We start from the raw sequence: 24,995 nt of genomic DNA, 5'->3' as shown, positions 1-24,995 counted from the left end.
CCCCATATGGCGGGTACCCCAATCTATTCCCTATTCATATTATTAAACAGTAGGCTTTAGCGACTGTATGGCTAGGAAGGGTGTGATAAGTCCACTGGTTTCAGCGAGTGTCACTCATTGATGAAATCTAGGTTCATAAAGCTTATTTGTACCTTCCCTAGTGCTGCAGCGTTAATCACTACATATAAATTCTAAATGGCAGGAAGTAACTTTTAACAAGGGGATATAGAATGATGGTTGAGCTGTATAAAGATGCTAATTTCAATGGCACGAGACGTGATTTTGAAGAAGGGGAGTATCCTTCTATAGGAGACATTGATAATAAGGTCAGTTCGCTAAAAGTGGGAGCGGGCTGGTATGTTGAACTGTATCCAGGTACCGGTTTTAGGGGAGATAAGGTCGTTTTGTTTACAGGAGAATACGGAATACTCCCATCAACAATTTCGAATGGTCAAATAAGCATTTGGAATGATCAAATAAGCTCAATGAAGGTCAGGAAACATTACCCTGAAGTGTATCCATTGGTGCGATTTTACGAACACGCAAACTTTACTGGGTTTGAGCAAAATCTAGCAGGAACGGAAGAGGTGACTGAATATCCTTCGCCATTTTTAATGAATGATTCACTTACTTCATTAAAGGTGCCTGAAGGGTGTAGTGTTGTCCTTTATAAGGACACTGACTTTCGTGGTAGTTCTTTAGAGCTAGGGGCGGGAGAGCACTACTTAGGGCATTATGGTTTTAACGACCTCGTTTCCAGTATGAAAATACGACGTGCCAATTTGGAATTAATAGGTATTGAATATACCTCGCAGGAGGAAATCTATGCTGGTAGACCCATTTCTATATCAGGGTCTTGTATATCGAAATCGTCCGTAGATCAAGTTTACACGGTTGAACTGAAAAAAACGCTCTCGAGTTCTATTAGCCGCTCGTGGAGTGATTCAACAATGAATGGGATAGAAGTAAGTGAGACAGCATCAATGACAGTAGAGGGGGTAGCAGTATCAGGGACCATTTCAACAACCATTAGCCGTCAATTAGAAAACACGTTTACCGTAGGTGAAGAAGAAATAACATCGGAAACTGCTGAATACGGTCAATCCGTCTCCATAACTTTACCCCCTAATCACCGTTGTGAAGCCAGTATTGAGTTGACCCTTAAAAAGTACAAGGTGGAAGCTAACTATATTTATCGTTTGAAAGGGTCGGAGCTTAAGGGAAAGCAAAAAGTGACTTTTGAAGTGGATGACTATCAGGCTGGTGAGGTTAAAATAGAGACGAGAGCCCTTTCTGAGTAAAGCGTTGTCGTTTAATACCATTAACTTAAGTACTGGAAGGATGTTTTACTCAGTCTTAAGTTAGTGGCTATCCTCACTACGTGTTTAAAAGAGGTGACTGTTGAACCTTGTTAATCTGTTTTTGAGTGTATTTTTTGTTCTCTCCACCCCACCCTACCACTGACGAGAGCGTGCTATGCCACAAGGTGAAAAGGTACTTATAGCGGAAGATCACGAACTATATCGGGATGGATTAACGCTCCTGATTAAAGAGCTTTTAGACGATGTTCATGTATGCTCGACGGCCGATTATCCGAGTACGTTGCAATGTTTATCTGAAATACGAGATATTAGCCTATTGTTATTGGACATTTGTATGCCGGGCAGCCGAAATCTTGATGGGTTAAAGACGATACGCCAACGCTATCCTACTTTGATTATCGTGGTTATATCTACCCTCGACTTCGGTGCTAGTATTCGTCAAATGATCGATCTTGGAGCCAATGGTTTCATTGCCAAATCCACGTCAAAAAACGTGATGAAACAAGCCATTTCCGACATCTTAAATGGTGAAATTGTGGTGATATCAGAAAAAGAAGGCAGTGATCTGATCTATTTATCAGTGAAGCAACGTGCCACGTTAAAATGTCTGGCTGAAGGTCTGTCAAATAAAGAAATTGCTAGCCGTTTAGGCATATCGCCACTCACCGCAAAAGAATATGTTTCCAGTGTCTTGGAGCGTTTGAACGCAAAGAATCGAACACAAGCTGTCCTATTTGCCCAGCGACAAGGTTTGCTATTGGATCACTATATGTAACCTGTTCCTAATGCGCTTGCGTAACCTAAGTCACTCCTAAAATACAGTTGCAAATTAAAGGGGTCACAAATTAAAGGGGTCAGAGTAAAATTAAATAAAGTTTAACTCTGACCCCTTTAATTTGACCCCTTTAATTACGTTTTGTTTAAATTGTAGTGCACGCCTTTCACACGGTAACGCGGCGATATGTTTTTAAGAAAAGGAGAACATAGATGGGTGTCCAGAAAACGATAGGGGTTGTCTTATTTGATGGATTTGAATTATTGGATGTATTTGGCCCCTTGGAAATGTTTGGGCTATTGCCGGAAAAATTCGATATCAATCTTCTGGCTGAAAATGAAGGTGTCGTTAAAAGTGCCCAAGGGCCTAAATCCGTAATCGATTATAGTCTCAAAGAAAGCCGAGAATATGACATTTTATTTGTCCCCGGTGGAATGGGGGTACGTACAGAAATAAATAACCAGTTCTTACTCGGTTGGCTTAGCGAGCGAGCGCAGACATCAGAGTTTGTAACGTCAGTCTGTACTGGAAGCGCCTTATTGGCTAAAGCTGGTGTACTCGACGGACGTCGTGCAACAACGAATAAAAGGGCTTTTAATTGGGTTGTATCGCAGAGTGATAAAGTCGATTGGATACGAGAAGCGCGCTGGGTAGAGGATGGGAATATCTTCACTTCGTCCGGGGTATCCGCTGGCATGGATATGTCTCTGGCTTTAATCAGTCGAATATTAGGTGAAGATGTTTCTGAGCAGGTGGCTATTTGGGCTGAGTATGATTGGCATCGAAACCCTAACTGGGATCCTTTTGCGAAATTACAGAGCTGAATGTAACAATAAAACATAACAACCCCTTCAACACGGATCGCCAAATTGCTAAAGAAGGCAGTAGAGGAAATGCTTACGTCGCATGAGGCAAGTTTAAATTTTGGAAATTCCAAAAACCGGCACAGCTTTGGAAGATACAGAGCATAACTGTCACATTAAATACGCTCCCTATCAGTCGCTGGTCACTCGCTCCTCGTGCCGTTTACATTGGCGTTAAGAAGATTAAGAGAAACATGAATAATTCAAATTCAAGAACACTTCCAAACATCGCATTGAGCCATTTTGAGATTTTCGTAGAAAACGTAACCCTAATGGAAAATTTTTATACCCAATGTCTCGGTCTCGTTGTCACTGACAGAGGAGAAGGGCAGGATGGGATGGTGTTTCTAAGTAACAGTCCTCAAGAACACCACCAGTTAGTCTTAACGCCTAGAAAGCCGAGTTCGGAAATCAATAGTCCGATGGATCATATTGCGTTTCGTGTTAGTTCTTTGACACATTTAAGATCATTTTACGAGGCGTTAGCGAGCTATTCGGCAAATTTTCAAACTGTTTCCCACGGCAACACATGGTCGATATATTTTCTGGACCCTGAAAATAATAGATTTGAATTATTTACGGATACCCCATGGCATGTGAGCCAACCCTGTAGATTCGAAGTTGATTTTGGTTTGTCAGACGAAGAGCTGTTTCAATTTACAGAGCAAAAAATTCGGAATAAGCCTGGATTTATTGAAGTGAAGAAATGGAGAGAATCACATGGTCAAAGCGTTAGTCAGTTATCGGAACATTAAATCTTCTCACCATTGCATACAGAGTGACCATTATACTTGAAGGGAAAGGCTAGGATGTAGTGGCAGTTTTACTTGACCACGACAGTAAGCGTGGATGCTCTAGATCTAAAAGTTGAGATGGAGTTAGTTACTAGAGTCCCTGAATAATTTAACTCTGATGCGTAGAGTCTGCCTAACAAATGTTGCGTCTGCTATAAACGTTAGCCTTCATACTTGACCCACCAACGATGCATTTCTTCAAACATTTCGTTTAGATCCATTGCTTTTTGCGTAGCGGAGTACTCAACGCGTGGAGGAACTTCAGCATATATTTTTCTCGATATTAATCCATCCTCCTCTAGTGCCCTTAGTTGGTTTGTAAGCATAGCTTGAGTGATGCCCTCAATCTTTCGGCGTAACTCATTGAATCTGTGGGTTCCATGAAAAATCAAAATTTGCAGTACGACTAATTTCCATTTTCCCCCAATTAATTTTGCTATTTGAGGCATTGGACATAGCCTCTCTTCGGTGGATTGCGTTGATTCTTTTTTTGACGTCATGGTTATAATTCTTTTTACTCTATTAGTATTAAAAACCATACTATATACCAAATTATTGCCTACTTACATTTTTGTACTTTAATGAATATATTATTATTTTAAGCACAAAACAGGAGTCAATAATGAAGAATTACGAACACTCCATAACCGTTAAAGTCACCCCGAAGCGTATTTTTAATGCCCTAACAAAAGAGATGTCGAATTGGTGGACTGAGATGACAGCTTCGGTAGATAAAATCGGGGATAAAACAACGGCTAAATTTGAAGATGGTACTACGTGGTCTTTTGAAGTTATTACACTAGAAGCAAACAAAACCTTAGAACTATTTTGCTATCAAGCAGACCATATTCATCCAGTTACAACGCCGGAAATGAGGACAGAGTGGGAAAATACGACATTACGGTTCGAGATTATCGATAAAGGTAAACATACGGATGTCCATTTCACGCATGTAGGATTAACTCCAGAAGTAAATTGCTATGATATTTGTCATTCAGGTTGGGACCATTTTTTTGGGGCAGCATTTAAGTCTTATTTGCAAAAGCAAATTGCTTGAGTAAGCCTAAGATAATAAACAAATAGGGTCAGTAGAGTTTGGGAAGTCCATTTGACCGATTTACCAGAAGAGAGAAATAATGACGACTAAGCTGTGAAAGTTGAATAATAACGCTTGTTTTTAATTATAATAAACAACGATTGTTACTTATTTAAATGGATCACCAAAAATGCAAAAAAGCAGTATTGAGCTGAGTTGTCGCTGCAACCTCTTCACATCAATAACACTTGGCTCGATTTTTTTGGCTTTACCTGTTTCTTCTTTGGCTCAGGATCAATATACCCATGCCATCTCGGTGGCAAGCATTGCTGACCACACTAAAGGTGACGGTTTTGTTCCGTCTTTTGGGGCAAACTTGAAATACTCACCAGTCTTTGATGGTTCTAAGGAATATGGAATTGAAGTACAAGGCGGAGGGGCATTGCAGTATCGCAGTGGCAAAAACCTCTTTTTTTTGGAAGGCTTTAACATTGATGGAGCCGAACTTGGTTGGCGCAGTATGGTCAATACCAACTGGTTGGTACAGGCTGGTGTAAGACATGAAACTGTTCTGCCCTCTGGTGATCTTGAAGCTGGCAATATTGAAGGCATTCCTCACCGTGGTTCGGCCGTATTTGGTTTTGTCGAAGGTAACTATCTGTTCGGCAATAACAACAGAAGCTGGTTGACAGGACGCTTATCCGCAGGCCCAAGTGACTTTGGTTACCGGGTAAAAATTTCGGTTGGTCACACCTTTGTCAGCTCCAGCCGCCGCAGTCTGGATTTATTGGCTTATACTACCTTTGGCGATGAGGAACAGTTTGACCGTTACTTTGGTATTTCTGCTGCCGAGTCACTCTCATCAGGTTATAACCAAACCGATTTTGACGGTGGATATCGTTCTTCTGGCGTAGCATTGCTGTTCCGTCAAAATCTGTTTAGAAATATGCAGTTGGTTGCCAAAGTAGGCGTTGAAGCCTATGGCGATGAGATTGAAAAGAGTGCTTTGGTTACTGAAACCACTGACGTGACCGGTGGACTTTCTTTGCTCTGGTGTTTTTAGAACATTTAACACCATTAAAGAGTCAATCAGCTTTCAATGAGAAGGAAGAAGAATATGATGTCGATCGAGTTTTTGCTGACCTCCTTGGTTGTTGTGTTAATGCCAGGGACGGGGGTTTTGTATACTGTGGCGATCGGGCTTTTTGTGGGAAAACGGGCCAGTTTTTTTGCCGCTTTGGGTTGTACCTTGGGGATTCTCCCAGCGCTGCTGGCCAGCTCGTTTGGCTTGGCGGCGATCTTTCATACAAGTGCGCTCGCGTTTCAGATCGTTAAGTATGCCGGTGCTGTGTATTTGCTGTATCTGGCGTGGCAAATGTGGCGGACATCTTCGCCTCTTTCTGTCAGTAAGACGTCATCAGGTACAAGCTATACTGGGCTTATCATGAAAGGCTTTTTGTTGAATATTTTAAACCCTAAGTTGTCCATTTTCTTTTTGGCCTTTTTGCCTCAGTTTATTCCTAATACAACGCAAAGTGTGTTCATCAATATGCTGACCCTAGGTAGCGTCTTTATGTTAATGACGTTTGCGGTTTTTCTTGTCTATGGGTTTTTATCCGGTACGTTCAGTGCTTTTATTGTTAGGTCAGAAAAGGCGAGTCTGGCCATGCAGAAGTTGTTTGCCACAAGCTTTGCGGCACTTGGGGTTAAATTGGCTTTTAGTGAAAGGGTATAACAGTCGCATAAACTCGCTCGCAGGCTCAGTTGCTTTGTTCCAATTTTAGCCTAGGTGTTATTGCCCGTTATGCAGGCGTTGGATTTACTGTGCATATGTTGGCTGGGATCATTTCATATAAAGTTGCTTTAACGTCACAGTGCTAAGATCATCATAAAGGAGGGTAGATAATGTCAAGAAAGCCATCACCCAAGCCACGATTTCGTATATTGCGAATGTTGCTTATATGTTTGGTTCTGTTTGTAGTAGCTATTGGAGTTTTGGCATACTTTACAGCGGGTACATACACCAGACCGTTTATTGATGCTTCAGGTAACCTAATACCCAATGCTATCGCTGAAGAACGTAGTGTTATGTTAGGGGGAGTAGAGCAGTACGTTCTTATGCGTGGTAAAAATCGACAAGCACCATTACTGGTGTTTGTTCATGGTGGACCAGGCGCATCGGAAACACCTTTTTTGCGGACGCACAACGCGGCACTTGAAGAGGACTTTGTGGTTGTTTATTGGGAGCAGCGTGGTGCCGTTCACAGCTATGACCCTGAGAGTGATCTTAGCAAGATTACTATTGATCGTCTAACAAAGGACTTGGGCGAGTTGATCAATGTTTTACTCGTGGAGTTTGGGCAAGAAAAAGTCCTTTTGATAGGTCACTCGTGGGGCACAGTGCTGGCTCTTGAGCACGTTGCAGCGCATCCTGAAACGGTGGCCTCCTACATTGCGATTAGTCAAACCACCAATCAGGCTGATAGTGACAAAGAAGGTTATGAGTGGGCATTGGCTCGTGCTCGTGAAAGCGAAGACGAAGAAGCAATTCAGCGCTTAGAAGCAATTGGCTATCCACCCTATACTATTGAGCAATTTATCACGCAACGTCGAGCTGTTAGCCAATTCGGTGGTACGTTCATGGATGGCTCTAGTGATCTTGAGTTGGCTTTCTCGATGATCCGTACGGATGAATTTTCATGGCCTGATTTAATTACATTTGTACAGGGTACGGATTCCTCTGGGGCTGCGTTGTGGCCTGAACAAAAAAACTATAACGCCTATCAACGGCACCCAAGCATTGATGTCCCAATTGTAATGGTGATGGGCCGACACGATAAAGTGATCTCTCCAACGTTGGGAAAGCAGTACTTTAAAGTGCTGGAAGCACCTGAAAAAGAGTTGATCTGGTTTGAGAACTCAGCTCATGGGCCTCCGTTCGAAGAACCTCAAAAGTTCAACGATTTAGTACGACAGACGGCTCGTCGTTTAGGATTATTGAAGTCACCTTGAAGTACGTCCAATCCAACACCTTGGGAAGGTGCGAACAAGTCCTCTTGCCTCGGCAATTGCTCCTGCATTGCCCTAATAACCTACCTCCACATGCTGAGGCTTAGTAGACTTATTCGTACCTTCCTTAAGTCAGAAAAGGCGAGTCTGGCCATGCAGAAGTTGTTTGCCACAAGCTTTGCGGCACTTGGGGTTAAATTGGCATTCAGTGAACGTCTGTCGTAACTCGTTTCAATACTCGCTATGCTAAGGGTGATTATGTAACCCAAGGTCTGATGATCAAAACTAGGACCGATCATGGAAAAAATGATAGGCGGAGTGCAAGGCAGGCATTTGGTGATTGTTTATGTCTTATTCGCTTAGCTTGATGTTAGCGGTATAGGAGTCTTTGAACTTTGATATCACAATTACCAAGATGGGTAGAGATAGGGGCCTTTTTTCTGGCCCTAGTGGCAGGCTGTGTGAATGCCATTGGTTTGCTGAGTTTTGACCATCAGTCTGTGTCGCATTTATCGGGTACGGCGACGTTACTTGGTACTGGCTTCTTCAATTCTTCTTTTCAAACCAGTCTGCATTTGATGGGCGTCCTGTTGTCCTTCTTATTGGGGGCGATTTTATCTGGTGTGTTATTGCATGGATCGAGCCTCAAGCTGGGAAGGCATTACGATACGGCATTGTTTTTAGAAGCCATCTTGTTATTGGTCTCGTTATTTTTATTATCCAGTGGTTCGTTCTATGGGCACTTTTTTGCTTCTGCTGCGTGTGGTTTGCAAAATGCTTTGGCCACCACTTACAGCGGTGCCATCATTAGGACCACTCACGTAACTGGGATTTTTACCGATTTGGGCATTATGCTGGGCAAGTGTATCAGGGGCGAAGCGCTTGATAAGCGTAAAGCTCAGTTGTTCCTATACATCATCATTGGTTTTGTTTTTGGCGGTACCATAGGGGCATTGTTGTATCAGCTGTATCATTTCATGGCGCTGTTGTTCCCGGCGGGAAGTTGTTTCATTATGGCGGTCGTGTATCGTTTCTACATGAATCGTCGGCAAGGCTAGGTGGAAATGTCAATGTCAGTCATGGCTGAGTGACTGGGCACTTGAATAGGCTGTGTTTTGTAGACAGTTAGCATTAATTTTAAGGATTAAATCATGAATGTCGCTATTTTAACCTTTGAGGGGTTTAATGAATTGGATTCATTTATCGCCGCTGGGATTTTGAATCGGATGAAAAGTGCGGGTTGGCATGTCCAGATAACATGTCCTGCAGAAACGGTGACATCGATGAATGGCGTGACCGTGTCGGCTCAGCAGCCGTTAGAGTTTGCGAATACGGCGGACGTTGTCTTATTTGGTAGTGGCATTTACACGCGCGATATCGCTGATGATCCGACCATTCTTGAGCGTTTAAGGTTAAACCCTGAACAGCAATTAATTGGAGCCCAGTGCTCAGGCACCTTATTGCTTTCCGTCTTGGGCATTTTAAAAGGTTTGCCGGCTTGTACCGATTTGACCACCAAACCTTGGGTGATTGAGTCGGGTATTAAGGTTCTCAATCAGCCCTTTTTTGCACAAGGGAATGTGGCGACGGCAGGTGGTTGTATGTCGTCACAATATTTAGCGGCTTGGGTTCTGGCCAAACTCGCGGGTTTGGAAGCCGCAGAATCTGCTGTACATTATGTGGCACCGGTGGGCGAGAAAGAAGCATCGGTGGCCCATAGCCTATCTGTCGTAACGCCTTTTTTATAACGAACCTATTTCGATTGATAAGCGCATTCGTTGTGTCTTTATTTTGGAGTCTGTATCAATATTCAACGCTTTTCTAGGTTATTAAATGTGTCAGCCCACACCATTCGATATTACGAAAAAATTGGTGTGCTTAGGCATGTGGCAAGAAATGCCAGTGGACATCGTTTTTTCACTTCAAAGGACCTCGACTGGATGGCCTTTGTCCAGCGCCTTAAAGACATGGGAATGCCACTGGATAAAATAAAACACTACGCGGATTTAAGAGAGCAGGGAGATGTGACGGCTGAGTTGCGCAAACAACTCTTACAAGAACATGTTGCCCTTATAGAGGCGAAAATTGCCCTTGAAACCGAGCATCTAGAAAAGATTAAAGACAAGATTCTCTATTACGATCAGCTCATTCATCAGGCAGTGAAGGCTTGACTTAGAGTTTACTCTAAGAATTAAGCTGCTTATTCCTTAATTAAGCAGAAGCGAATGAGAGCATGATGAATCAGCGTTATGAAACGGGATTGAAGCATTTAAAGGAAATCGACCAAGAGGCCGGTGAAAAAGTCTTAGACAGTTTACAAGAGGTGTCGCCAGATTTAGCAAACTACATTATTGAGTATGCTTTTGGCGATGTTTATAACCGTTCAGAACTGGCTCTAAAGTCGAAAGAGTTAGTGGTAGTGGCTGCTCTGACGGCATTGGGGAATGCCGAACCACAGCTAAAAGTCCATATTCATGGGGCATTGAACGTGGGTTGTAATTGGATAGAAATCCAAGAAGTGATCTTACAAATGTCGGCGTATTCCGGCTTTCCTAGTGCCATTAATGCCATGTTGGCGTTGAAAGAGGTGTTGGCGGATCGACGGTTAGAAGGGAAAAACGTCGAAGGAATAAACGCAGAAGGAAAAGAAAACGAAGCCAGCTGGGCGCAACCGTCCTCTGTTCCTCAAGGTTTGACTCGTTATGAATGGGGCGCTAAGCACCTAACAAGACTCAATCCCAATCAAGTGAATGCTCTAGAGGAAACCTTTCAAAACATTTCACCAGACCTCGCCAGATTGGTGATTGAATACGGTTTTGCCGATGTGTTTTCGAGGCCTGCATTAGATGCAAAGCATCGAGAAATGGCGACCATTGCTGCTTTAACAGCGTTGGGCACCGCTTCCTCACAGCTCATATTCCATATAAAAGCGGGGTTAAATATTGGCCTAAGCCAAGCCGAAATACGTGAAATCATGATATTGATGAGCGTTTATTCGGGGTTCCCTTCTGCGATCAATGGTACTTTGGCCTTAAAAGAGGTATTGAATGATCAAAGCACGGATTAAAGATCAGTCATTTGATCCTTGATTGAAATGGGGGGATTTTGACTTTGTGGCTGTCGTTCACCGTCTCTACCTGAAACGTCAGCAACAATTGGTGGACATAAATCTGTTCAGTTTGTTATAAGAAAACCTTGTGGCTCATGTTCAATTATCAGCTTCAATTGAAGTTTGAAAACGATACTTGTGCCATTAATTGTACCTGTTGAGCTTCTTATGAGAATGGTATCTTTTACAGACGTTAGGAATGGTCTCGTCGCATGATGGTTCAAATAGGCTTGTGTAGGGCGAAGATGAACAAGCAAATACGATAATGTCATCTGATGACTATTACTAAAATCGGCTTCATTGTCAGCGCCTAGTTTACTAGCAAACTGCCTCGATTACGTCGGGAGAAGGTTATGGATGCTATCACTAAATGGTTGTGGAATGTCATGGTAGCCATTGATCAGCTTGGCAATGCCATTGCGGGAGGGGATCCCGATATTACCATCTCCGCGAGAGTGGGCTACTTTGCCAACCGGAGTACCAATAAAAGGTTCCATTATTACTGGACATTCTTGGAGCGAGTAATCGATTTTACCTTCTATCCATTGGATGGTCCTAAACACTGTTTAAGTGCGTTAGCAAAAGATAACGAGCAAGGTCATGTGCACGGTAGTGATTTTGTGCGAGCCATATTGGCTTTAATTGCGATGACTGCATGCTTCTTCATTAGTATCTTAACTTGGACGGCTTATTTACTTGGACACCGACCTAATCGCACATAAACCTAGGGAAGTCTTCTGAAAGGCCCGAAAGACGTGCGCTAGGCTCTCTTTATTCTTTGTTAAGCTTGCTGCCAATATACTTATATTGGACGGCGAAACTTGCCTCGAATAACCAAAGTGAAAACTTGGTCATAAAAGATTTAATGAGGGGTGTAAGGGGGAGTAACCAAGGTCATGTGCACGCTGGTGATTTTGTGCGTGTTATATTGGCTTTAATTGCGATGACAGTATGTTTCTTCATTCGTTAAAGGATGATGAATATGGAAACCTGTTATTTCCTAGGATTAGAGAAGGGATGAAAAAGCCCATTGGTGTCTAACATGTCAAACCTTGAATTGCGTATTCCTCCCATTGTTTTGGCCTTGATATGTCTTATCGGTATGTGGGTAACTGCTGTGTTATGTCCCGCTTTGACCCTGCCTTTTCATTGGTCGAACTTGCTCGCAGTGGTGTTTGTCTGCTGTGGTGCCTTATTGCCCATTCTCGCAGCGGTTGAATTTCGCCGAGCCAAAACGACGCTGGACCCACGTTGTCCAGAACAATCTTCTCAGCTGGTGACTCGGGGTGTGTTTGGTCTGAGTCGCAACCCCATTTATCTTGGTTTTGTATTGCTCTTGATTGGCGCGGCTTGGTACTTAATGAATATGCTAGCGGTGTTTTGGGTTCTCGCTTTTGGGCTTTACATGACACGTTTTCAGATTCAGCCAGAAGAGCGGCATATGGAGGAAAGGTTTTCGGATGAATTTCGTTCCTATTCTGCACGAGTAAAGCGTTGGTTTTAACCTATTTGAAAACCCACGAGTGTCCTGACATGTCTTAGCCAAAAGGCCCACTATAACTTGCCTGATTATTATAAAGTCAAAGAACGGGCTTGCGTGTTTATGCGAAAACCTGTGATGATACTCAAGCATTGAAATAATGATTAATAAGTTGTTTGAATGCTCTCTTTTTTGACGATATGAGGCTGACTTTAACCGATGAAATTTCTTGTATTTCTTGGCACTGTTCGTAACAGTACGCCACCCAAACCCGCTCGTTTAGGAGTGCGTGTTGCAAAAGCCTGCCTTGACTGTTTGGCGAGTCGTTTTGAAGACCATGAAATAGAACTCATCGACGCATTGGATTACCCAATGGAGCCAGTATTCAAACCACATTTTGCTTATGTAAAAGGCAAAGCGCCATCGGCACTGGATGAATTGGCCGATAAAATCGCGGCTGCTGATGGCTACATCATGGTCAGCCCAGAATATAATCATTCGATGAGTCCAGCCTTAGCAAACTTGTTGAACCATTTTGGCAGTTCGATTTTCTCCTACAAACCCAGCGCCATCGTGACTTATTCGGCTGGTCAGTGGGGAGGGATGCGAGCGGCGCTTGGCATGAGAAACTTTTTGGCAGAACTGGGCTGTTTGTCCGTGTCGGCTATGGTTCATATTCCAAAAGCTCAAGAGGTCTTATGCGAAGACGGCAGCTTGCAAGCAGGTGAAGACGAAAGCGCTTGGTTTGACTATTTTGGTCGCAGCTTTTATCAATTGGTTTGGTGGGCGGAAGCGACCAAGCAACAGCGTGGCGTGGAAGACCCTTTTACCCATGCGAAAGTCTTTAAAACTAAGCCTTCGCAACGTAACGCTCCCTGATACTTAGGCCTACATCAGACTCTTAGGCCGATAGAAATAACCCTCTAGACATCAAAGTGCAGTTCAACGAACTTTTCGTAGAGCTGCGCTTCGGTTTCTTGTCTAGCCGGATCTGGCTTGACGCAATCAATTGGGCAAACCGCGACACAAGTAGGCTGGTCGTAGTGCCCCACACATTCTGTGCATTTTTCAGGGGCAATTTGGTAGATCTTTGGCCCCATGCTAATGGCGTCATTAGGGCATTCTGGTTCACACATGTCGCAATTAATGCAGCGTTCATTGATCAACAAAGCCATCTTGTTACCTTTATGCTGTGGCTTGTTTGTGAGGCTGTCGGGTGGTTTGACCGTCTGGCAAATTGCGCAACAGTATGCCCATAGAAGCATCTATACCTTCCGGGCAGGGGAGACTGACAATGTGGCCGCTGCCTTTGGCGACGTCAATGTCTTGGTCTTTTTTATCCCACAGCTGAGTGAGGGTGAAGGTTAGGTTGCCTTGCGGTGTCATTAATTCCAATGAATCGCCCACACAGAAGCGATTTTTGACTTCCAGTGTCAGTTTGTTGTTTTGGCAAGATAAGACTTCGCCAACGAACTGCTGTTGATGGCTGACAGAATTGCCTGTTTCGTAGTTTTGCAAATCCACATGGCGATGGCGCTGCAAAAAGCCATCGGTGTAGCCGCGATTGGCAAGATTCTCTAAATTGTCCATCAATTGTGGGTTAAAGCCTTTTCCGCCCACTGCATCGTCGATGGCTTGGCGGTAGATTTGTGCGGTTCTGGCACAGTAATAGAAAGACTTGGTTCGGCCTTCGATTTTTAGTGAATGAACCCCCATTTTCACTAGGCGCTCTACGTGTTGAATCGCCCGTAAATCTTTTGAATTCATGATGTAGGTGCCATGCTCGTCTTCGAAAGCCGGCATGTATTCGTCTGGACGACCCTGTTCTTGCAGTAGGAAAAGTTGCTCTGTTGGCTCTTGAATTTGCACTGCTGAGTTGGCTGTTGCGATGATTTGTCCGCTGTCGTCTTGTGTGGCTGAGTGAGCATTGTACTGCCAGCGACAGGCGTTGGTACAAGCACCCTGGTTTGGATCGCGTTTGTTCATATAGCCAGACAGTAAGCAACGCCCCGAGTAAGCCATACATAACGCCCCATGGACGAAGACTTCCAGTTCCATTTCAGGTACTTTCATGCGGATCTCTTCGATTTCATCTAAGGACAATTCCCGGGACAAAATGACACGTGAGATGCCTTGTTGTTGCCAGAATTTCACAGTGGCCCAGTTCACCGCATTGGCTTGAACGGACAGATGGATTGCTTGATCAGGAAACGCCTCGCGAACCATCATAATAAGGCCAGGATCCGACATAATGAGTGCGTCGGGCTTGAGGTTCACAACTGGGGTTAAATCGTCAATATAGGTTTTCAGCTTGGCATTATGAGGCGCTATGTTGCTCACCACATAGAGTTTTTTCCCTAACTCATGGGCTTCATTGATGCCGATTTCAAGTTTTTCCAGATCAAACTCATTATTGCGCACTCGAAGGGAATACCTTGGTTGGCCCGCGTATACCGCATCGGCACCGTAAGCAAAAGCGTAGCGCATATTTTTTAACGAACCGGCTGGCGACAATAATTCTGGTGTAAACATAGTGACGGAACTCTGCAATAGAAAACGCGCGGAGTGTAACTTCCTTAAGGACGAACTCAAGTCGTTACGCCACCTTTATGAGACTATTCGTTAGTATTTTGACCTAGATCAAATGTCTGTTGCGGCATGTGGTGTGACCTAACAAAAAAAGCGGGCTTATAAGCCCGCTTTATGTTGGTTTTTATTGTCCCACTCTTATGTCGCTTGATTACACCTTAAAAGTCATAAGCGGCACTGACATAAACTCGGCGACGCTCGCCCACGAAGGAGCCAATTTTTTCGGTAAAACCACTGACCGCGTATTCTTTGTCAAACAGGTTTTTGACATTGACTTGGAACTTCCAGTCTTGCCAATGAGTTTGCCAAGACAAATCGTAAACCGTATAAGGTTTGACTTTTTGACCCTGACGGTTGATCTGACCACTCACGTAATCCGAGCCCAAGGCGATGGAAGACTGAATAGCTGGGAAGTCGTAGCGTGTCCAGGCGCCTAACTGATGATAAGGTGTGTTGGCAAAACGGTCACCATCGGCATATTGAATGCCGTCGTTTGCGTCCTTAACGACGGTATCGTTATAGGCGTAACTGACGTTGGCTACCCAACGTGGTGTAATGTCTGCCATGACGTCCAATTCGACGCCTTTACTACGGACTTTTCCTATGGCGACCAGCAGATCACTGTCGTTGGGATCCTCCTGTAAAATATTTTCACGGATGATGCGGTAAGCGGCCAAGTTGATGTTTAACTTATTATTAAGCCAGTAGCTGCGCACCCCAACTTCTAACTGACGGCTTTCTTCAGGGTCGAATGGACCACCCACACTGTCCTGTTGATCCTCTGCGTCTTGTGGTACAAAGCCTGTTGAAATGGAGGCGTAGGGCTTCCAAGTCTCATTGACATGATAGCTGGCACCAATGCGAGTGGAGTAACCAGTATCGTTATATTGCTTTTCACCATCACTGGATGTGTGATCTTGGTAGCTTTCTTCAAAGCGGTCAATACGGATGCCACTGAGTAAATTCAGTTTATCGGTTATCTGCCACTGGTCTTGGGCGTATACACCAAGACGATCTGAAGTTGTGGCCTCATCTGTTTTAAGGTGCATGGTGTAATCGCTGACATCGTCTTGACCATAGACAGGATCGGTCAGACTCAGATTGGACACACCATCCGCTGTTTTGCTGGCTCGGTAGTATAAAAAGCTATTTTCTTCATGGAGGTAGTCACTGCCAAACAGAACTGTGTGATCGCCCAGTTCGGCAATCAGATTACCGGCTAATGTGATGCCTTGACGAGTACGCACTTGGTCACGATATTGACGCTGAGTGGTGTCCATTACACCGTCACTGTCCGTGTCTAATAAGCCGACGACTTCGTGGTATTTTTGGGTTTCGGTATTCTCAAAATAGCGTAGAGCGACATTGCTTTCTAACCAGTCATTGATGCTGTGGTCAAGACGCGCTTGGAAGACTTGGGCATCCAACTCTTGGTAATCGGATTTCTCGTTGTTGTTCCATGAGGTATCGGCTAAGAAGTTGCCATCATCATCGGTTGGAATGCCACGTAAACGAGCACCGGAAATGTATTGGTGAATGTCTGTGTATTGCACCGTTAAGCTGTTGTCTTGATCAATGTCCCAAGCGTACCCAAGATCAATGATTTGGTTTTCTTCTTCCACATTGTTGCGGTAAGAATCTTGTCCATCGGAATAAAGGCCGACACGGTAGCGTTGTGACGCATCTTCGTTAGCTGGGCCTGATGACTCAATGCTGCCACTTAGGAAGTCTTTATTGCCGGCGGTGACTTGCAGGGTATTTTGCTGTTCATAGGTTGGCTTTTTCGTCACATAGTTGATCACGCCACCCGGCTCACCAGCACCATACACGGCACCAGAAGGGCCTTTTAGTACTTGAACTTGCTCTATGGTGAAGAGTTGTGGGATGGAGAAGCTTCCAAATGGATCGCCTTTTAAACCATCGTAAAGGATCTCATCTTGCGAGAAGCCACGTAAAGTTACGGTTGATACATTGTTTTGCGACATACCTGAAATCGAGCGATATAAGTCGGTAATCTGGCGAGCCGCTTGGTCTTCCATTAAGGTTTCCGTGACAACCTGAACCGATTGAGGTGTGTTGTCGATACTGGTCTCGGTTTTAGTGACCAGATTGGTTTCATCTTCTTTGTAGTAGGATAGAGCGCGGCCTTGCACTTCTAATGCCTGTAATTCAATTGTGCCATCATCCGTTGTTGCTTCTGCAAATGCGATACATGAGAACGTCAGAGCGCCACATGCCTGCATCATCAAAAAGGTTTTCTTAAACATGGTGAGGGTGTCTCTAGATCAGGGTTACAAAGTTTGGCATGATAATGATTATGAGAATGATTTACAATAAGTTTTGTAGGCGAATTCTGACACGTTATTGGCGGATTCTATTGGGCGTTGTCTTGTTTGTGAGTTATTGGGTCGGCTTTTGCGATTCGCTAGAGTATAAGTGGCTTAGCGTTAGAAGCGGGGAAATAAAAGAGCGCTGAACAAAACAGCGAGCCAGAGAGGCTCGCTTTTCCAATGTTAGCAGGCTTGTAAGGATAAGGCTTTTTCGGCTGCCGCTCTACTGGCTCTGATATAACCTTGTAATGTGTCTTTGAGCTGTAGGCGTTGTTTTTTAAGAGTTTCTTCTGCATACGTCGTGGAAGGGATCAATTCGTGTTCCATCTTTTCGATCTCATGGGTCAGGTGATTGTATTCATCAAATAACTTTTTGAAATGCGCATCTTCCATTTTTAAGCAATGGATATCGTCTTTGTATTCTGGAAATTCATTTACTAAGTTGTGATCTGAAATTGGCATAGTGTCCTCCGATCTGCATTAACCAAAATTTAGGAAGAAGCGAACAAGTCCACACTGGCTAGGGTTACGGCTTCGGCAACTACTCCTGCGTTGCTCTAACCTCCTACATCCATTAGGGGTCAGCGAGTGTTTTTCTGAATGAGACTGCTCTCTTCTATCCGAGGTAAGTTTTACTGTCCAATATGGAACATATTGGCAAGAAGCTTAACAAAGAATAAAGAAAGCTTAGACTACGTCCTTTAGGTCTTCCAGAGAAATGGCGTTTTTTTGTTAAGAGTAATTGCAAGGTATTAACATTCCTACGCACTCTTACTTTAAATAGGCGGTTTCTCCAGTAAGACTGAAGTTCAGAAGATTGATTCGTACCTTCCTTAAAAGCTTATTGATAGATTAGCTTAGTAAGGAAAAATACTCTTGACCCTTATCAGCTTTTCTTTCCTTAACTTTCTTATCTTAACGAATGGCAATAATCCTAGACGATAATTTTGTATTTTCAATGATGGCGTTCGCAAGTAAAACACTTGTATTTCGACTTGACGGGTTTTGCGAGAGCCCTTGCCCGTTGTGTTTCAACGGGCAAAAGAGACATCTCAAAGAGGTGAGGCTGAAAACGTGATGAATTAAAAGTTTAATTCCACTCGTGGTTGGCTGTTTTTGGACAAGTCCATTTCTGGCGAGCAAAGCAGAATGCGGGAAGAGCGAATTCCTGATGCCACTAGGTAGTCTTTTAAGTGGTCCGCTCTTGTTTGTGCTAATTCTCTCGCTTGTGCCTTTTGAGCTTCATCCAATGTTGCAGGTGGGGCGTCAAAGCCAAGATCCACATAGCTGGTGACGCCACAGGCTTTAAGTTGACTGTCTTCTTTGTCTTTCATAAGTTGGCTCAGCTGCACCAAAAAATCGTTTTGATCTGCGCTGATTTGGGTTGCTGTTGGGGCAAAGATAAGCGGTTCGACGCGAATTTTTAACAATTGATCGCCTGCCAATTGAGCAATGCTAATGACGTTCGCATAAGGGATAAAGGTTTGCATCAAGTAGTTACTGGATGCGCTGTATAAGGCTTTTCGAACTGGTAGGAAGAGGAAGTTACGCCAGCCGAATTCTGGGTTGTCGATGTCGCCAGATAATGGAATGTCTAGGTCAATATTATTGTCACTGTCTTTTAAAATCCCCACAGCAATGTTAAGCGGGATAACGCCGGCTTGCATAACTGAGTCACTTTCTTGTTGACCGCCCAAGTCAAGCTCTCTCAGTAAAATATGCGCATTGCCATCCAATAGGCCTTGTTTCGCATGCAATTTGAGGTCAAGGTCTAATTGCCCCGAATCAATTTGATAGCCTAATAACGAGGCGAGATAGGCCGAGTAAGGCGGCAATTCGGCTTCTTTTATGATGAACTCACTTTGCAAGGTGAGTCTGTCAGCTAATGGCCAAAAGGTTACATCAGATTGGATCTTGGTGTACTTACCATTGTGTGCTTTTAGGGTGACATCCATTGCTTGTTTTTCGTCTTGGGTATTCAGGTTAGCAAGTGTCAATGTGTCTATGTATAGAGTGCGTTGTAACGGCGGTGAAATGCTCTGGTCTTTGACATAAATCTGGGCATTCCCCGTCATTTCATATTGGTTTAACACCAATTGATAAGGCGCTTTAAAGCCTGACTTTGGAGTTTCAGTTTGCGCTTCTGCTGCGTTTTCTGGTTTGCTGGTTTGCTGGATATCAGACACTCTTGGGGTGGATGATTGCCGTTTAGGTTCCGGCAAGGTCGCTGGCGTGTTGCTGATGGAGACTAGGTTAGCCAGATTTTTTTTGGCGTCTAACAGCAAACTAATGACCACGTCTTGGGTATTGATGGTGTTTATTTTTGCGCCGTCTTGATCCGCTTCCAGTTGGCGGATGTTAATTTGCCCTAATGTAGCTAGCGCTGGCATGTCTGGGGCGTTAAGGTCGTCTGATAAGGTGATTTGATTGATGTCTAAATGTTCAGTTTGAACCGAAAATAACTCCCCTTGCTGTTCAAAGTTGGCCCCAGAGAGTTGGCTGCTTTGCCATGCGGCAAGACGTTTACCCTTGCTGACATGGCTGTCTAAGCCCTTAGTGTTTAGCGATATCTGTTGACCTGAAAGGTGTGCTTGTTGTGTTTCTGTCTGTTGCTTTTTGTTCTGGCTAAGAGCCAACTGACCGGCCATGAGTTTTGTGGTTTGTAAGGAGATGCTTTGCCCATTAATGAGATCACCCTTGAAACCATCAAGCTGAACCACCAGTTGTTGACTTTCGGCATGGGTGCGTTGTGCGTCCTGTGATAAGGCTAATTGGCTGGTGAGAGTCAGTGATTGGTAAGACAGGCTGTTGCCTGCTTGTTTAATATCCATCTGCTGACTGTTAAATTGACTGTCGAGAGAAGCCTTAATGATGTTGTCGGCCAGTGCGAAATCAAGATTGGCCAGTTGTAGGTCAAGAGTTTGACCTTTTAGAATGAGGCTGTCTGAGGTGAGCTTCAGCCCAGATACCGTCATTGTCGATGTGTCGGAATTTAACCCGATATTCGAACTGGGGGACTTGTTCGCCGTTTCGGTGCTAACAGCATAGTTCAGTTGAGTGTCTTTTAAGTCTAGGTTGGCGTGCTGTAGACGAATGTTTTGCTCTTGGTCGACAGGCATGAAGACATTTTGAGCGTCTAGGTTGAATGATGTCGAATGGAGATGAAGTTGTCCGCTGGTGGCATTGTGTTCTAAAGACAAGGCCGCGTTTAGCGTTACTTCGCCTTCTGCTGCTTGATAGTCGGCCGGTAAAAAGTGTCTAACGCTGTCAACCGAAAGGTTTGCAATCAAGGTGTTGATAACAACCTTGGCCTGTTGATTCAGATACATCAAGTTAGTATCAAGGCGCAAGGTTCCATCGTTTACTTGTGCTGCGAGAGCGATGTCAGCTTGCCAATCTAAGCCTTGTCCAATGAGGTTTTGAATCTCTAAAGAGGTCAAGCCGAGTCGGTCCGTCTGCGCGTCTTGGTTCTGTTTGGTGTCACGGGTAAGATCCACAAAGACGTTTTTTAGATGGATCTGAGGTACAGAAATGCCCCAAGGGGATACGCTTGCGCTGGTATCAGCTTCTGCATTTGAATGGTCTGATTCCGCCACGTCATTTTTTTCTGTGCTGTCTGCCGTCAGTTTGGCCAGATCCAGTCCTGCGATAATCCAATTATTTGGCAGTTGTTTTACGTTAAGGTTTACACCCTCAAGGTCGGCGATGGAAACCGCTAACGTACGATTGAATAGAGGCCAAAACTCAATGGCAAACTCGGCATGTTCTATTGCCAGTGTTGAAACATTCTGTTGTTGGACTACGAGGTTATTGACCTCGAGTCTGGGTGGGAAGAAATCAATGTTAGGCACATCCAATGTGGCACGTTGACCATGCTGTTGGAAAAAATCTTGTAAGTAGTGTTTGGCAACAAAAGGCAACGCCATCCACACGGACATCATCACTAAGCTGATAGCGAGAACAGGGAAAAATACGAATAGGCGAAACTGGCGACGGGTTATCATGGATGACCTTATGATGTCTTGGAAATTAAATCTCTGTCAATCTGCAAACGACGCAGGGTTTTAGTCTTGCTTATCTTCACGGAGCGGTAATCTGAGTAAATAAATGCTCACGCAAACGCCGATGCTTATCAAGCCAACAGTGGCCCAGAAACGATAAACAATCAGCATGGAAATGCTCATTCCTAGCCACATAAAGATAATGGCTCGGTTGCGAGAGCGTTTTGGAATACCGTCTTCTGATTGCCAATCACGGACAATGGGACCGAAGAATTTGTGGTTCATCAGCCATGAATGGAAACGTTCAGACGATTTAGAAAAACACCAGGCGGCGAGCAACACCAAAGGAGTCGTCGGAAGCAGAGGGAGGTAGATGCCGATAATACCTGTTATCAAAGATAACCAGCCAAGAAGCAGGAAAAGGTATTTTTTTGCTGGCATCATATAGCAACCCCCTTAAAAATGAAGCGAAGACAGTAAAAAGCTTCGATTGGGTTTCATTATGGTGCTTATTGACCAGAATTGAAAATCGCCGACATATCATCTTCGGTTTCATTGGCAATTAACGGCCAGCCACCAAGACGTTTCCAACGATTCACCATTTCACAAAACAACTCAGCGGTTTTTTCCGTATCGTATTTGGCGGAGTGTGCTTCCGAATTGCTAAAGGGAATGGACGCCACTTCACAGGCTTTTGCTAACACAGTTTGTCCAAACACTAAACCGGCTAAGCTGGCGGTGTCAAAACTAGAGAAGGGGTGGAATGGGTTGCGCTTTATGTCCGCGCGTTCGATTGCGGCATTTAAAAAACCATGATCGAATGCTGCATTGTGGCCCACTAAAATCGCACGTTTACAGCCAACGGATTTCAGTTCTTTGCGAACCTTAGCGAACATTTGAGTAATGGCTTCGTTCTCACTAATGTCTTCTCGGCCAGGTTCAAAAGGATCAATGCCAGTAAAATCTAAGGCGGCTTTTTCAAGGTTAGCACCTTCAAAGGGTTTGATTAAAAAGCCGATGGTTTCGTGTATGTAGAGATCGCCATTTTCATCCATTCTGAGGATGCTGGCGGCCATTTCTAACAATGCATCGGTTTTTTGATTAAAGCCTGCGGTTTCGACGTCGATAACTACGGGTAGGAAGCCGCGGAATCGATCTTTGATTTCATGGTTTGACAAAAGAAGGTCCTTAATTCTGCCGCTTGTATAAGATTAACGGTACAATAGGATTGGATGATAACACAACTGATTACGCTTGAACGAGATGTCTCAATGGGAATTGCCCAACAACTGCTAATTCGTACAACGTTTCTGCTGACGGCCGGGTTAAGTTTTAACCAGGCACAGGCATTGACTCATTACCAGTCCGGAATAACCGATTCTGAATGGCTACTATCAGGGGATATTTTTTCCTGTAGTTTGACACATCCTGTGCCGCATTATGGAGAAGGCCAATTTATTAAAGAAGCGGGCGAACCGATGAAGTTTGTGTTGCAGCCAAAAAATGAAAAACTCGGTCCGGGTCAGGTGTACATCATTTCGCAAGCGCCAGATTGGTCTCCAGGTAGTAATCCTGAAACATTGGATATTTTGCCCTATCCGGGTTATGGACTGACGGTGGAAGTGGGCGGTAAAGTTGCAGAACGTATGTTGACCAGTTTGGACCGTGGACGTCATCCTGTTGTGGCGGGACGTGCTTGGGAAAACAGCAAAGAAACCGTTGAAGTCGGCTTATCAAACATCAATTTTGCTCCGGCTTATAATGAATTTCGCCGTTGTTTATCCACTCTGTTGCCGGTGAATTACGATCAAATTGCCCGTACTGCGGCTTTATTCCCTTTAAATGGTGTCAATTTAACAGAGCGAATTAAAGCTCGTTTGGATTTGGTGGCTCTGTATGTGTCGTCTGACCCTAGTGTTGAATACATCTACATCGATGGCCATACCGACAACATAGGCTCACGTCGAGATAACCGTGAGCTGTCGAAAATTCGAGCGGAAAAAGTCACCGCCTATTTATTAGAAAAAGGCGTTGCCGCGGGTAAGATTATTTCTCGTTATCACGGCGAGCGTTACCCATCGACCAGCAATAATAATGCACAAGGTCGTGAGCGTAACCGACGGGTGACCATTCGTTTGGAAAAAAACGACATCAATTAGTCAGCCGCATTATGGCGTCATTCGATTTCTCTTCTAAAAGCCTTATTTTCTCGTGAAATAAGGCTTTTTACTTGCTAAGCCAGTAGCGAAAATTTAAACTTACAGCCCTTTTTTTAATTATTTGCGCCGCCGTGTACTGGATTGAAAGTATTGGCGTGGGAGCGCGAGCTCGTTGAGGAGAATAGAAATAATGTCTGACGTGAAGAAGGTAGTGCTTGCCTATTCAGGCGGCCTGGATACTTCCGTAATCGTGAAGTGGCTTCAAGAAGAGTATAACTGTGAAGTGGTGACCTTTACCGCTGACTTAGGGCAGGGTGAAGAAGTTGAACCAGCTCGCGCGAAAGCTCAAGCGTTGGGTATTAAAGAAATCTACATCGAAGATTTGCGTGAAGAATTTGTCCGTGACTTCGTATTCCCTATGTTCCGAGCAAACACCATTTATGAAGGCGAATACCTACTAGGTACGTCAATTGCTCGTCCTTTGATCGCAAAACGTTTGATTGAAATTGCTAACGAAACCGGTGCTGATGCGATTTCTCACGGTGCGACGGGTAAAGGTAATGACCAAGTTCGTTTTGAATTAGGCGCTTATGCTCTTAAACCAGGTGTTAAAGTGATTGCACCTTGGCGTGAGTGGGACTTAACGTCTCGTGAAACCCTAATGGCGTATTGTGAAGAGCACAAAATCCCAGTTGATTTTTCTAACAAAAAGAAAAAATCCCCATACTCAATGGATGCTAACCTGCTTCACATTTCTTATGAAGGTGACATGCTGGAAGATCCTTGGGCCGAAGCCGAAGCGGACATGTGGCGCTGGTCTGTGTCTCCTGAAGAAGCTCCAAACGAAGCGACTTACTTGGAAATCGGTTACGAAAAAGGCGACCCAATTTCTATCAATGGCGAAGCCATGTCACCTGCGACAATCTTGGCAACGTTGAACAAGATTGGTGGCGAGAACGGCATTGGCCGTGTTGATATCGTTGAAAACCGTTTTGTTGGTATGAAAGCCCGTGGCTGTTACGAAACACCTGGTGGCACCATCATGATGAAAGCACACCGTGCGATTGAGTCCATTACCCTTGACCGTGAAGCAGCGCATTTGAAAGATGAAATGATGCCTCGTTACGCTAAGATCATTTACAACGGTTTTTGGTGGTCTGAAGAGCGTCGTATGATGCAAGCCTTGATCGACACATCTCAAGAACACGTTAACGGTACCGTGCGTCTGAAATTGTACAAAGGCAATGTTGAAGTGGTTGGTCGTCAATCACCAAACAGCTTGTTCGATAGCTCTGTGGCCACATTCGAAGACGATGCCGGTGCATACGACCAGAAAGATGCGGCTGGCTTCATTAAATTGAATGCGTTGCGCATGCGCATCGCGGCACAAAAAGGCCGTGGCTTTTTAGATAAAAAGTAAAGACTAATATTGTTTTATTAGTGTTTCTAAGAAACGCTCCTTCCAATTCGGATTGAGCGTTTTTTTATGTTTTGTCCAATCGGTCAAAATTTGTTAATTTATCCATTG

Annotated in this window: 25 protein-coding genes; 17 read left to right on the top strand and 8 right to left on the bottom strand. The window is 44.2% G+C overall.

Annotated features, from left to right (window positions below; genetic code table 11):
- The first annotated feature begins 230 nt into the window (after window positions 1-230).
- From MAR181_RS11595 to MAR181_RS11580, 4 genes are all read left to right on the top strand, one after another.
- The gene (locus tag MAR181_RS11595; protein ID WP_041651319.1) at window positions 231-1,301 is read left to right on the top strand and encodes a beta/gamma crystallin-related protein; all 1,071 of its coding nucleotides are present in this window, start codon (window positions 231-233) and stop codon (window positions 1,299-1,301) included.
- A gap of 175 nt (window positions 1,302-1,476) precedes the next feature.
- Window positions 1,477-2,097, top strand: coding sequence for a response regulator transcription factor (locus MAR181_RS11590; RefSeq protein ID WP_013796781.1), 621 nt, complete (start codon window positions 1,477-1,479; stop codon window positions 2,095-2,097).
- A 212-nt stretch (window positions 2,098-2,309) separates the two neighbouring features.
- On the top strand, window positions 2,310-2,921 hold the full coding sequence (locus MAR181_RS11585; RefSeq protein WP_013796780.1) for a DJ-1/PfpI family protein: 612 nt from the start codon (window positions 2,310-2,312) through the stop codon (window positions 2,919-2,921).
- A gap of 233 nt (window positions 2,922-3,154) precedes the next feature.
- Complete coding sequence (locus MAR181_RS11580) at window positions 3,155-3,715, top strand: VOC family protein (protein ID WP_013796779.1); 561 nt, start codon at window positions 3,155-3,157, stop codon at window positions 3,713-3,715.
- Between the two features lie 200 nt (window positions 3,716-3,915).
- Here the strand turns inward: MAR181_RS11580 and MAR181_RS11575 are convergent, their stop codons facing one another.
- A complete protein-coding gene (locus MAR181_RS11575) occupies window positions 3,916-4,254 on the bottom strand; it encodes a winged helix-turn-helix transcriptional regulator (RefSeq protein WP_041651317.1) in 339 nt (112 codons plus the stop codon).
- A gap of 122 nt (window positions 4,255-4,376) precedes the next feature.
- Here MAR181_RS11575 and MAR181_RS18115 point away from each other — a divergent pair, with 122 nt between their 5' ends.
- The 11 genes from MAR181_RS18115 (at window position 4,377) to MAR181_RS11520 (ending at window position 13,267) form a co-directional block, all read left to right on the top strand.
- Window positions 4,377-4,811, top strand: a complete 435-nt coding sequence (locus MAR181_RS18115; RefSeq protein WP_013796777.1) for an SRPBCC family protein — start codon at window positions 4,377-4,379, stop codon at window positions 4,809-4,811.
- A 169-nt stretch (window positions 4,812-4,980) separates the two neighbouring features.
- The gene (locus MAR181_RS11565; RefSeq protein ID WP_013796776.1) at window positions 4,981-5,853 is read left to right on the top strand and encodes a MipA/OmpV family protein; all 873 of its coding nucleotides are present in this window, start codon (window positions 4,981-4,983) and stop codon (window positions 5,851-5,853) included.
- 54 nt (window positions 5,854-5,907) lie between these two features.
- A complete protein-coding gene (locus tag MAR181_RS11560) occupies window positions 5,908-6,525 on the top strand; it encodes a LysE family translocator (RefSeq protein WP_013796775.1) in 618 nt (205 codons plus the stop codon).
- Between the two features lie 260 nt (window positions 6,526-6,785).
- Window positions 6,786-7,802, top strand: coding sequence for an alpha/beta fold hydrolase (locus MAR181_RS11555; RefSeq protein WP_171810318.1), 1,017 nt, complete (start codon window positions 6,786-6,788; stop codon window positions 7,800-7,802).
- 392 nt (window positions 7,803-8,194) lie between these two features.
- A complete protein-coding gene (locus MAR181_RS11550; RefSeq protein ID WP_013796773.1) occupies window positions 8,195-8,857 on the top strand; it encodes a YoaK family protein in 663 nt (220 codons plus the stop codon).
- A gap of 93 nt (window positions 8,858-8,950) precedes the next feature.
- Window positions 8,951-9,547, top strand: coding sequence for a DJ-1/PfpI family protein (locus MAR181_RS11545; protein ID WP_013796772.1), 597 nt, complete (start codon window positions 8,951-8,953; stop codon window positions 9,545-9,547).
- 30 nt (window positions 9,548-9,577) lie between these two features.
- Complete coding sequence (locus MAR181_RS11540; protein WP_281001522.1) at window positions 9,578-9,970, top strand: MerR family transcriptional regulator; 393 nt, start codon at window positions 9,578-9,580, stop codon at window positions 9,968-9,970.
- Window positions 9,971-10,032: 62 nt separating this feature from the next.
- Window positions 10,033-10,866 (top strand): carboxymuconolactone decarboxylase family protein, encoded by an 834-nt coding sequence (locus MAR181_RS11535; RefSeq protein ID WP_041651315.1) that lies wholly within the window; start codon window positions 10,033-10,035, stop codon window positions 10,864-10,866.
- A 395-nt stretch (window positions 10,867-11,261) separates the two neighbouring features.
- The gene (locus tag MAR181_RS11530; RefSeq protein ID WP_013796769.1) at window positions 11,262-11,630 is read left to right on the top strand and encodes a hypothetical protein; all 369 of its coding nucleotides are present in this window, start codon (window positions 11,262-11,264) and stop codon (window positions 11,628-11,630) included.
- Between the two features lie 320 nt (window positions 11,631-11,950).
- Window positions 11,951-12,412 (top strand): methyltransferase family protein, encoded by a 462-nt coding sequence (locus MAR181_RS11525; RefSeq protein WP_013796768.1) that lies wholly within the window; start codon window positions 11,951-11,953, stop codon window positions 12,410-12,412.
- Window positions 12,413-12,607: 195 nt separating this feature from the next.
- Window positions 12,608-13,267, top strand: coding sequence for an NADPH-dependent FMN reductase (locus tag MAR181_RS11520; protein ID WP_013796767.1), 660 nt, complete (start codon window positions 12,608-12,610; stop codon window positions 13,265-13,267).
- Window positions 13,268-13,311: 44 nt separating this feature from the next.
- On the opposite strand, the gene MAR181_RS11515 is transcribed toward MAR181_RS11520, so the two are convergent.
- The 7 genes from MAR181_RS11515 to rnt form a co-directional block, all read right to left on the bottom strand.
- Window positions 13,312-13,563, bottom strand: coding sequence for a YfhL family 4Fe-4S dicluster ferredoxin (locus MAR181_RS11515; protein WP_013796766.1), 252 nt, complete (start codon window positions 13,561-13,563; stop codon window positions 13,312-13,314).
- 10 nt (window positions 13,564-13,573) lie between these two features.
- Window positions 13,574-14,920 (bottom strand): prephenate-dependent tRNA uridine(34) hydroxylase TrhP, encoded by a 1,347-nt coding sequence (gene trhP / locus MAR181_RS11510; protein ID WP_041651314.1) that lies wholly within the window; start codon window positions 14,918-14,920, stop codon window positions 13,574-13,576.
- Window positions 14,921-15,135: 215 nt separating this feature from the next.
- Window positions 15,136-17,244, bottom strand: coding sequence for a TonB-dependent siderophore receptor (locus tag MAR181_RS11505; protein WP_013796764.1), 2,109 nt, complete (start codon window positions 17,242-17,244; stop codon window positions 15,136-15,138).
- A 246-nt stretch (window positions 17,245-17,490) separates the two neighbouring features.
- Complete coding sequence (locus tag MAR181_RS11500; RefSeq protein WP_013796763.1) at window positions 17,491-17,769, bottom strand: HP1242/YdcH family protein; 279 nt, start codon at window positions 17,767-17,769, stop codon at window positions 17,491-17,493.
- 620 nt (window positions 17,770-18,389) lie between these two features.
- Complete coding sequence (locus MAR181_RS11495; protein WP_013796762.1) at window positions 18,390-21,311, bottom strand: DUF748 domain-containing protein; 2,922 nt, start codon at window positions 21,309-21,311, stop codon at window positions 18,390-18,392.
- 60 nt (window positions 21,312-21,371) lie between these two features.
- Entirely contained in the window at window positions 21,372-21,752 is a 381-nt protein-coding gene (locus tag MAR181_RS11490; protein WP_013796761.1) for a YbaN family protein, read from the bottom strand.
- Between the two features lie 65 nt (window positions 21,753-21,817).
- The gene (gene rnt / locus MAR181_RS11485) at window positions 21,818-22,486 is read right to left on the bottom strand and encodes a ribonuclease T (protein ID WP_013796760.1); all 669 of its coding nucleotides are present in this window, start codon (window positions 22,484-22,486) and stop codon (window positions 21,818-21,820) included.
- Between the two features lie 54 nt (window positions 22,487-22,540).
- Between rnt and MAR181_RS11480 the strand changes: the two genes are divergently transcribed.
- Window positions 22,541-23,467 carry a flagellar protein MotY gene (locus MAR181_RS11480; RefSeq protein ID WP_013796759.1) on the top strand — a complete coding sequence of 309 codons (927 nt, stop codon included), beginning with the start codon at window positions 22,541-22,543 and terminating at the stop codon, window positions 23,465-23,467.
- A 190-nt stretch (window positions 23,468-23,657) separates the two neighbouring features.
- Window positions 23,658-24,887: an argininosuccinate synthase gene (locus MAR181_RS11475; RefSeq protein WP_013796758.1), complete on the top strand. Its 1,230-nt coding sequence runs from the start codon at window positions 23,658-23,660 to the stop codon at window positions 24,885-24,887.
- The last annotated feature ends 108 nt before the right edge of the window (window positions 24,888-24,995 follow it).

It is taken from the genome of Marinomonas posidonica IVIA-Po-181, assembly GCF_000214215.1.
GTDB lineage: Bacteria > Pseudomonadota > Gammaproteobacteria > Pseudomonadales > Marinomonadaceae > Marinomonas > Marinomonas posidonica.
Note: the sequence above shows the minus strand (reverse complement) of the source record. Positions and strands in the feature narration are given on the sequence as shown.

Bases quoted from the DNA above. Each gene is read 5' to 3' on its own strand.
- MAR181_RS11595 (WP_041651319.1), top strand. From the start codon at position 231: ATGATGGTTGAGCTGTATAAAGATGCTAATTTCAATGGCACGAGACGT.
- MAR181_RS11590 (WP_013796781.1), top strand. From the start codon at position 1,477: ATGCCACAAGGTGAAAAGGTACTTATAGCGGAAGATCACGAACTATAT.
- MAR181_RS11585 (WP_013796780.1), top strand. From the start codon at position 2,310: ATGGGTGTCCAGAAAACGATAGGGGTTGTCTTATTTGATGGATTTGAA.
- MAR181_RS11580 (WP_013796779.1), top strand. From the start codon at position 3,155: ATGAATAATTCAAATTCAAGAACACTTCCAAACATCGCATTGAGCCAT.
- MAR181_RS11575 (WP_041651317.1), bottom strand. From the start codon at position 4,254: ATGACGTCAAAAAAAGAATCAACGCAATCCACCGAAGAGAGGCTATGT.
- MAR181_RS18115 (WP_013796777.1), top strand. From the start codon at position 4,377: ATGAAGAATTACGAACACTCCATAACCGTTAAAGTCACCCCGAAGCGT.
- MAR181_RS11565 (WP_013796776.1), top strand. From the start codon at position 4,981: ATGCAAAAAAGCAGTATTGAGCTGAGTTGTCGCTGCAACCTCTTCACA.
- MAR181_RS11560 (WP_013796775.1), top strand. From the start codon at position 5,908: ATGATGTCGATCGAGTTTTTGCTGACCTCCTTGGTTGTTGTGTTAATG.
- MAR181_RS11545 (WP_013796772.1), top strand. From the start codon at position 8,951: ATGAATGTCGCTATTTTAACCTTTGAGGGGTTTAATGAATTGGATTCA.
- MAR181_RS11535 (WP_041651315.1), top strand. From the start codon at position 10,033: ATGATGAATCAGCGTTATGAAACGGGATTGAAGCATTTAAAGGAAATC.
- MAR181_RS11530 (WP_013796769.1), top strand. From the start codon at position 11,262: ATGGATGCTATCACTAAATGGTTGTGGAATGTCATGGTAGCCATTGAT.
- MAR181_RS11525 (WP_013796768.1), top strand. From the start codon at position 11,951: ATGTCAAACCTTGAATTGCGTATTCCTCCCATTGTTTTGGCCTTGATA.
- MAR181_RS11520 (WP_013796767.1), top strand. From the start codon at position 12,608: ATGAAATTTCTTGTATTTCTTGGCACTGTTCGTAACAGTACGCCACCC.
- MAR181_RS11515 (WP_013796766.1), bottom strand. From the start codon at position 13,563: ATGGCTTTGTTGATCAATGAACGCTGCATTAATTGCGACATGTGTGAA.
- trhP (WP_041651314.1), bottom strand. From the start codon at position 14,920: ATGTTTACACCAGAATTATTGTCGCCAGCCGGTTCGTTAAAAAATATG.
- MAR181_RS11505 (WP_013796764.1), bottom strand. From the start codon at position 17,244: ATGTTTAAGAAAACCTTTTTGATGATGCAGGCATGTGGCGCTCTGACG.
- MAR181_RS11500 (WP_013796763.1), bottom strand. From the start codon at position 17,769: ATGCCAATTTCAGATCACAACTTAGTAAATGAATTTCCAGAATACAAA.
- MAR181_RS11495 (WP_013796762.1), bottom strand. From the start codon at position 21,311: ATGATAACCCGTCGCCAGTTTCGCCTATTCGTATTTTTCCCTGTTCTC.
- MAR181_RS11490 (WP_013796761.1), bottom strand. From the start codon at position 21,752: ATGATGCCAGCAAAAAAATACCTTTTCCTGCTTCTTGGCTGGTTATCT.
- MAR181_RS11480 (WP_013796759.1), top strand. From the start codon at position 22,541: ATGATAACACAACTGATTACGCTTGAACGAGATGTCTCAATGGGAATT.
- MAR181_RS11475 (WP_013796758.1), top strand. From the start codon at position 23,658: ATGTCTGACGTGAAGAAGGTAGTGCTTGCCTATTCAGGCGGCCTGGAT.